Annotated in this window: 5 protein-coding genes and 1 rRNA gene; 3 read left to right on the top strand and 3 right to left on the bottom strand. The window is 34.4% G+C overall.

Annotated elements, in window-relative coordinates:
- Positions 1 to 710: 710 nt before the first annotated feature.
- Together BUA88_RS14475 and BUA88_RS14480 are read right to left on the bottom strand one after the other, a co-directional pair.
- A complete protein-coding gene (locus BUA88_RS14475; RefSeq protein ID WP_072919239.1) occupies positions 711 to 1,532 on the bottom strand; it encodes a hypothetical protein in 822 nt (273 codons plus the stop codon).
- A 1-nt stretch (position 1,533) separates the two neighbouring features.
- Positions 1,534 to 2,313, bottom strand: a complete 780-nt coding sequence (locus tag BUA88_RS14480; RefSeq protein ID WP_072919240.1) for a ParA family protein — start codon at positions 2,311 to 2,313, stop codon at positions 1,534 to 1,536.
- A gap of 1,829 nt (positions 2,314 to 4,142) precedes the next feature.
- On the opposite strand from BUA88_RS14480, the gene BUA88_RS14485 reads away from it, so the two are divergent.
- Together BUA88_RS14485 and BUA88_RS14490 are read left to right on the top strand one after the other, a co-directional pair.
- On the top strand, positions 4,143 to 4,718 hold the full coding sequence (locus tag BUA88_RS14485) for a DUF6033 family protein (protein ID WP_072919241.1): 576 nt from the start codon (positions 4,143 to 4,145) through the stop codon (positions 4,716 to 4,718).
- Positions 4,719 to 4,737: 19 nt separating this feature from the next.
- The gene (locus tag BUA88_RS14490; protein ID WP_072919242.1) at positions 4,738 to 5,472 is read left to right on the top strand and encodes a PilZ domain-containing protein; all 735 of its coding nucleotides are present in this window, start codon (positions 4,738 to 4,740) and stop codon (positions 5,470 to 5,472) included.
- Between the two features lie 200 nt (positions 5,473 to 5,672).
- Here BUA88_RS14490 and BUA88_RS14495 read toward each other — a convergent pair whose 3' ends face one another.
- Complete coding sequence (locus tag BUA88_RS14495) at positions 5,673 to 7,937, bottom strand: glycoside hydrolase family 9 protein (RefSeq protein ID WP_072919243.1); 2,265 nt, start codon at positions 7,935 to 7,937, stop codon at positions 5,673 to 5,675.
- Between the two features lie 412 nt (positions 7,938 to 8,349).
- On the opposite strand from BUA88_RS14495, the gene BUA88_RS14500 reads away from it, so the two are divergent.
- Positions 8,350 to 8,523, top strand: a 16S ribosomal RNA gene (locus BUA88_RS14500); the annotation flags it as partial.

Below are 8,523 nucleotides of genomic sequence, written 5' to 3' on the forward strand. Positions count from 1 at the left end.
TGTGGCATGTTTTTCATTTGCCACGTCACAATTATACTTAATATTAGAGCCTCAGGCAATAACTTTTATTTTTCACTCATCAATTTGTCAGCACATGGCAACTCATTATTTTGCCACTTTAACTCATCATTTTGCCATCGCATATGATATACCTATCATCTTATTAATACAAATGTCCATTTTAAGCCATTTATAGCATGTGGCAATTTGATGAATAAAATATCAATATCCACTCATTAATCTGCCACAATCACTCATCAATCTGCCATATTCATTAGTTTTATTTACTCATCATTTTGCCATGAGTGGCATCTAATCAATTTGCCACTCAATCATAATTCTAATTGAAAAAAGCCAATTTGCGCTATTTACGCACTCATCATTTTGCCATCTAGAACATATTTTACAAATTTTTTTCTTCTCATCAATTTGTCATGTTGTGGCATGCAATTAATTTGCCACAAATCACTCATCAATCTGTCATTTGCTCATTAATATGCCACCCTTTTCTAATCAATATGTCCAGCATTTCTCATTAATCTGCCACTATTTACTCTTTTTTTTGCCATCACAAAAGTCTAAAATTCTTTGATTTTAAAGGACTTTTTTCACATCTCCTATACTTTCTATACTTTACTTTACTTTTACTATACTCTTTCTCGACAGAAAAAAAATAGGAAACCCTAAAAAAGATTTCCTACATTCTATTCTTATGCATTTCTTTTTCTTGAAAGAGCATACAATATAAATTTTCCTTGTTTAAGTGGAATTTCACTTGCTGTATCTGCAATTGCCATTGAAAGATCTTCTGGTATCAAAACATTTCTTCTTTCGTTATTTGCTTTTAACTTCAAAAATGTTTCTGCAAGTTCTTCATCCACATTTCCCTTTTTTACTTCTTCAATTTCATCAGCCATTACTTCACCAAAAATATCTTGTATTGGTTTTTTCTGAGCTGCTGCTTGCTTTATTAAAAACTTATTATCTTCTGCAGTAAGCATAATACTCTTTGATATCTTATTACCTGTATATTTTGCCAGATTCTCAGAGACGGCTGGTTTTGTCATTTTTGACGATTTTGACGAAATTGTAGAAACTGACGGTATTGATCTTTCTGTTTTTTCTACATTTTCTGAAGTTCTTGTTGTTTCTATCGATTCTGTCGTTTCTGGTATAACTACATTTTCTGTAGCTTTTGGAACCTCAATTTTTTCAGGAGCCTGTAAAATCTTTTCATCTAAAACTTTCTCTTCTTCCTTAACATCACGTACAGGTTCTACTATAGGTTTTACTTCTGGCTCTCCTTTTGTTATTTCAATAACGGGTTCAATTGCTGTCTCAACTTTAGGTTCCTCTACTTCAACTTTTGTTACAGTTGGAGCGGATGTTTCTTCAATAATGCGCTTTTTAACAGGGGTACTTTTAGTAACGACTGGTTTTACAGTAACAGGTTCTTCGTTTAAAACGGCTTCTGTGCCACGATTTTTGGCATTTCCAGCGTTTGCTTTACGAAGCAGATCTCTTTTACTCATATTATGCATCCTCCCCTATTTTTTCGAGCATTTGCTCAACAATTGCATAAATTTCTCTACCTGTCTTTGATGATTTTTCTGTTCTGCATACTGCTGTGTGAAGTGTTTTGGCTTCTGAAACTCTGATAGCTGAGCTTACAGTTGCTATAAAAGGATTATTATCCTTTTCTTCACTGGATTGCTCTAATGTCTCTAATGCCATCTGTCCGAGCGCTGTTTGCTTGTTATATTCGTTTAAAACGTATCCTATGAGTTTAGCGTGGCTTTTCTTGTTTCTTCCGTTTGTTAGGCGATTAAGCTCATTTTCGGTGGTTACAACGGCATCTAACGAGCTTTCATCTACTCTTGTAGGTATTACGATGTAATCTGCTGCTATATAAAGCATTTCCTGTAGAATATTTCTTGATGGTGCTGGATCTATAAATACATAGTCATATGTGTCTTTTGCAAAATCTAATACATCTGCCAGGAGATATTCATCTTCTTCGGCTCTATCAAAAATGTTATCTGCTCTAGCAAGCTTTGGTGAAGCAATAATTATGTCGAATAGATCATTATGCTGTACTGCATCCATAATTGGAACTTCGCCTTGGAGAACGTCTAAAATGTTTGGAGCCTCTGTATCTGCGCCACAGTTTTTTGAAATCGAGAGCTGTTGGTCTAAATCTATTACTAAAACTTTATCTTTTCCATACATATTACCGAATACTGTTGCTGCTTCCAAGGTAAGGCTTGACTTGCCACAGCCGCCTTTTGCTGTAATAAATGCGAATACTTTCATCGTTAAATTTCTCCTTTTTAATACAGTATATATTATATTCATTTTTTACATTCAAAGCAATAAAAATATTATAGGAATTTTTTATATTTATTATACCTTTAATATTTACAATATTTTTGGCATTTATGACCTATTTAACTCTTTAAATATTTATAACATTATAGATACCTACCATGTCTTTAATGTTTCAATTATTTTCTATGTTAATAATACTATTAACGTCATAAACGTTTAAATCATTTATAATATCTGTAGTATTTATTGCAATAGAAACCTTTTAAATATTATAAACATTAATAGCTGTTATGACATTTTCAATACATGAAATGTTCTAAATGCCACAAGTGTAATAAATTATAAAAATATTTATTACTCTATAAACATAAAAGTTATCTAAAAGAAATGCAATATATATAATGACAAAAACAAAAAAAATATTGAAAATACCGAAAGAGTATAATGTCACTAAAATGACTAAATGATATATGCGGACGAATTTATATAACTTGACTAAAATGACGAAGATGTGATTGCCATGTCAAAAACACCTCAAATGCCAGACGGATGATTTGGAAATAAACAGAATATTCACGCATTAAATGTAATTGCACGACAGATGAATCGATGCGTGCATAAATTGAAATAGTGTGCAAGGATCAGTAGATTCATAATTTATCAAAAAAGAGACTGCTGGATTATATAAATTGAAATATAGATATAAATGATTGAATATCATGATCTTTAAATAGGTTATAAAGTATGTTTATACGTATATCCACAAAGAAATATTAGTAACATTTCTTTGTGGATGATTGAAACAAACATCAACCTAATTGTAAATGTTATGAGTAGAGCATGACGACCCAGAAAATAATCTTATATATGATTGAAAGAAAAATACCTTGTGAAACGAAATAACAACAGGATTTGCCATGAGAAGACTCAAATGGATAAGAACCTAAAATAGAGTGAAGAAAAGATGGCTTAAGAATCAACAAACAAAAAATAGAACTTAAAATCAAAACTTCACATAGAATTCACATAGAAATCAATTCATGAACAATTTAGAAATGTAATATTTAATCATCGCAAGAGCGATTGAAAACTTTTTCATATATCATTCTCCCTAGAAAAGGCTGCTGTCGGGCAGTCTTTTTTTATGTTGTAAACAAATCCCGATGATGAGAAGGCGCGCTCATTGCACAAAGATATTATGCAAGGTAAAAAATTGAATAATGAATGTATATTGAATATAAAAGAACAAGGTGATTTGTCGATAAAATGTATACTCATTTTTTAGAATACCAGAAAGTCTCGAAGCCACTGTTGCTATGCAGGAATTCCGTCACAACATGGCCACGAAAGACATAGAATGGTGAATTATCACACTTTTTATAATGATTGAGATATTTACATACACAATGCCCTTATTTTTGTTCAAAGAATACTCTAAAAAGATGTATTTTACGATGGCAGAAGAGAAAAAAAGTCTATTCGGACGATTCAATAGACAGAGATAGTATCGAGGAGGGAGTTCAGTTTGATAAGTATCAGTTTGCCGGTTTTCAAAGAGTAGTAGACCTTGGGCCAGATGAGAGTAGATATGTTACATAATTCAGAATATATGTAAATTCCTAAAAGGCTTGTGGAGATAAGAATTAATCTAATAGAGGTTCCCTGTGTTTTACAGTGAACTATCTTTTTTGAAAAAATAATTATTTTGCTATTAAGTTATAATTGAAGGCGCCGATATAAGATATGAAGACTAGGCATATGGATGTGAGAATGTCTTTATATGACAACGATAAGAATACAAGGAGGTATAGATTATGGTTGGTATTGGTGGATTGGGAAACACATTGAATCAGTATGGTTCAATTGCTAAGAGAGCCCAGAAAAACGAAAAAAATCAGGACACAAAAGAAACAAGCAAGACTCCTGAAAAGAAAATTAATGACAGTGAAAGCAAGTTATCTGCAAAGGCACAGGAATATCTGAAGAAGCTTCGCGAGAAATATAAGGACTACGATTTTATTATAGCCAATAAGGATGATGACAAGGATGGCTTAGCAAGTGCTAGTGACAAAGAGTATTCCGTAATGATTTCCAGTGATGAAATCGAAAAGATGGCAAATGATGAGGAGTATTCTAACAAGATACTTGGCCAAATGGAGTCAGCTATAGATTCATCAAAGAAGCTTAGCGATGAATTTGGTTATATTAAGCAGATGACAATAGATATTTTAGGGGATGGCAATATAAGATTCCTTGCAGAACTAGTATCTGGAAAGACTATAGAAGCTGAATCAGAGGACGATATGAGAAGTCAGCTTAATGAAATCGATTGGGAAAAATTTGCAGCTGAAGTTGGTAATTCGGGGACAAAAATAGATTATTCTGTATAGCATTACAGTTAGGTAGCCAATGAGAATATCTGAGATTACGACAGCTAACAAACCATATATTAGAATTATCAAGGGTAAGAAGAAGATAGACATTCCTATTACCCCTAAGTTGGTTGCGCTTCCATTGGGAAAAAGTAATTATCGTGATTGCGGTTATGTAGGTTGCGAAAATATAAGAGTGAACTTTAAGGGGAAAGTTGTAAAGATTAATTGGACCTTTAATCATAATAAAATGACACTGTTCTGCTCAAGTGGTCACAAAGCATATAGTTGGAGTAATGTAAAAGTTGCTACTTTTACAGATGCCCGTGGAAAGAAACAGAATTTAATAGTATGCAAGAGAGCATATGGAGATGAGACGGAACGTAGGAGATATAAAAGATACCCACTTGTAAAATATATAGTTATTTCTCAGGGTGATAATATGTATGAGGCAACCACCGCAGACTTATCCTTTGGTGGTGTAGGTATAGTTTCCAAAAAGAGGATTAACATCATTCCTAGTGAACCAATCAATGTTGATTTTGGTGATGTTAAAATCAGGGCACGACTAGTACGAACTGTTTTCAGAGAAGATGGAAGTGAGTTATTTGGTTGTTCGGTTTCTAAAGTGTATAAATATGAGATGGCAAAGCTAATTACACATGATGAGGCTGAAGCCAACAGGGCGAAAGAAGAAGCGGCTAAAGCGAGGAAAATAGCAAAAGAGACAGATTCGGGATGGAATGAAGGCAAAATATCCAGATGGCACTAGATTTACAAAATAGTCAACATCGTCAAAAAAGTCACAATAGTCAAAATGGCACAAGGAAAAGAGTTATTCTACGGGTATTTCTTTTTTCATTATTGTGTTTACTAATGGATATAAGGCCGGGCGGATAGGACAGATATAATAAAATGCATTTTGATCTTATATAAGGAGGCGGATTGTGACCGCCTCCTATTTTTTGTTTATTATTTATTTTCTTCAGAGATTTCTCCAGCAAGTAAATAAATTACAGGTGAATTCCAATAGATTGCTATTTCGTTTGTTGAATAGCTTTGAGAGTTATCCGCATAACATTTTGCGCATGGAGTATCTTTTAATACATTTTGTACATATGGATCATCCAATCCGCTGTTTGGTCCACCCACAATCATCCCTGGAATGGTTTTACCAGTAGCTTGGGAAGGTCTATGATGTGGATGTTCTGGAGACAATGTGCCAAATCCAGTCAAGAAACAATAACCAGTTGCATTATTTCCAAAGAGATAATTTAGTTGTTTGTCTACAGTTTCCTTATTATCCCCAAGGATGTTCTTCATCATTAGGAGATATTCACCGTTGTTGGCAATTGTAAGGTTACTGCCCCATGGATAACTTCCTATTATAGAAGATCCGTAACTATACATTTTTGAATTATCAATTATTTTATCTGCCATTTTCTTAGCTTCAGCTTTGATATTAGAAGTAGATGTTGCTCCTTTTGAAGAAAGATAAGCATAACTTCCATAACCGCCAACACCTTGCCAGCCTAAAGAATAGCCATTTGTAGGGAGTACCTTAAGCATGGAATCTTCATATTCTTTTTCACCAGTGGTTTTAAATAATTCTGCATATGCCCAGAACCGTTCATCTATATCACAGTTGTCTTCGTATTCACCAGTAGAAACGTCATCGGGATTTTTATAACCAGTTGTATCTGGATTCGTCTTGCTCAAGTAATCGGCTGCTTTTTTTGCAGACGTGAGGCATTTATCGGCGTAAGCTTTATCAGTTTTAGCATATACTCGGGCTGCGATAGCCATAACTCCTGCAAAATCTCCAGTAGCTGTTGTGGAAACAGGCATTATAATGAGTTCATCTGTCTCATCTTGTGGCATTACTTCACTAGGGAAGTTATGTCCAGTTACCTTGTGGTATACACCTCCATCGAAACGCTGCATTTTTAACAGCCAGTCTAATTCATATTTGGCTTCATCCAAAACATCAGGAATATTGTTTCCACTTTCAGGTATACCTACATCGTCACCAAATACTTTTGGATATTTTTCATAAGCAAGAAGAATATCCGCAGCGGCAGTTGCGCCTGCTACAGTATAACGGCCATAATCGCCAGCATCATGCCAGCCGCCTGATACGTCAAATTTCTTTGAAGGCTCTTCATATAACACAGCTTTTTCATTATGGCAGGATGGATGGGCAAAATCTTCCGCAAAATCAGTTGTAAGTTCCTGGCCGCATCTTTGATAATAAAGCATCTTTATAGTAGATTTAATTGCATCATCATAAACAGTTTTTGATATTTTAAATGAAGGTGATACAACATCTCCTGCTTCTATATGGTAAGTGCCTTCATCTTTAATATGAGAGAAATCAAAGATTTCCTCTTTCTCACCAGAATCAGGATTATCTTTTCCGCCACCTATTTTTGCATCATATACAGTTTTACCAGTCGTTTCGTTGATTAGTTTTGCTTTCTGTTTTAAACCTGTGCCCTTAATTGTGGCAGTTTTTAGTGCAGATGGAAGGTATCCTATTTGATTAACAGCTATGTCTGGAATTTCGAGTTGGCCGCTGCCAGCAACTTTTTTGGAATCGTCTTCTATTGTAAGAGAGAAATTATCAAAGTAAATATGGTGTTCCGTTGTTGTAGCATCCATACCGTCTACAATACCCATATTGAAACAAAATCTTGGTGCAGGATCAGATGATTCTTCCATATTAAAAGTATATTCATAGTGATTATTCTCTGAAGCGAGATTTATGATCTCTTCATAGTATGCGTGGTAATCACCACCGTTGATTTGGAAACGCATTTGAATAGGTCGTTCCACATCAGAATATCCATCAAAAGCAATCTTGTATTGACAACCTTCATCCAAGGCAAACCCATCGTGATAAAGCTGAACGCCGTAGTCTACAGATCCAAGCTTTTTTATATCTACATCAAGAGCTCCGTCGTCATTTACAGAGATTTCGCATTCACCGTCGAAGCAGTAGGTAAACCATTGATCTGTTCCATTACTGAAGTCGGCATTATCAAGAAGATTAACACCAATAGTATTTGTATCTTCTTCTGTAGCTGGAATAGGAGTATCTTCCTCATCAATAGACTCATTTTGAACAGTTTCCTTATTAGGAACGTTTACTTCATTTTTACCACAGCCAACCGTACTGATTGTCATGATTACTGCCATTGAGACAGTAAAAAGAGATTTTGACATATGTCTTTTCATAGCATTACCCCCTATAATTATTTACACAACCCTCATATTGTATAGAATACCACATATATAAGGTATATCCTAAAAGTATTTTTAAATAACTGTGATAGGATATGAAAATTGAGTAAAGTATTAACACAATTCCAACAATAGCTTGATTTTTGACGAATAGATTTACTTTAAAAAAATATAAAAAATACGTTGACACCAGACGATTGGGATGATACTATAATCGAGCGCTGAGGGACAGCAAGTCACACAGAGCAAACAAATAGAAGTAGATTGATAACTGAACAGTGAAACAAACCTTGAATTAATACAAGTTTTTAAAACATGTATCCTTGAAATTCATTTAAGTTCTAAAACGAAACAAAACCTTTATTAGTAAACAAGTCAGTTTTATACTGATTCGGAATTAAATTCTTAACATGAGAGTTTGATCCTGGCTCAGGATGAACGCTGGCGGCGTGCTTAACACATGCAAGTCGAACGAAGCAATTTCTTACGATCCCTTCGGGGTGACGAGTTATTGACTGAGTGGCGGACGGGTGAGTAACGCGTGGGTAACCTGCCTTGTACAGGGGGACAACAGTTGGAA

The organism is Pseudobutyrivibrio xylanivorans DSM 14809, assembly GCF_900141825.1.
Classification (GTDB): Bacteria; Bacillota; Clostridia; order Lachnospirales; family Lachnospiraceae; genus Pseudobutyrivibrio; species Pseudobutyrivibrio xylanivorans.

What these genes read in the sequence shown, in the direction of transcription:
- BUA88_RS14475 (WP_072919239.1), bottom strand. Translation starts at nt 1,532, where the DNA reads ATGAGTAAAAGAGATCTGCTTCGTAAAGCAAACGCTGGAAATGCCAAA.
- BUA88_RS14480 (WP_072919240.1), bottom strand. Translation starts at nt 2,313, where the DNA reads ATGAAAGTATTCGCATTTATTACAGCAAAAGGCGGCTGTGGCAAGTCA.
- BUA88_RS14485 (WP_072919241.1), top strand. Translation starts at nt 4,143, where the DNA reads ATGGTTGGTATTGGTGGATTGGGAAACACATTGAATCAGTATGGTTCA.
- BUA88_RS14490 (WP_072919242.1), top strand. Translation starts at nt 4,738, where the DNA reads ATGAGAATATCTGAGATTACGACAGCTAACAAACCATATATTAGAATT.
- BUA88_RS14495 (WP_072919243.1), bottom strand. Translation starts at nt 7,937, where the DNA reads ATGAAAAGACATATGTCAAAATCTCTTTTTACTGTCTCAATGGCAGTA.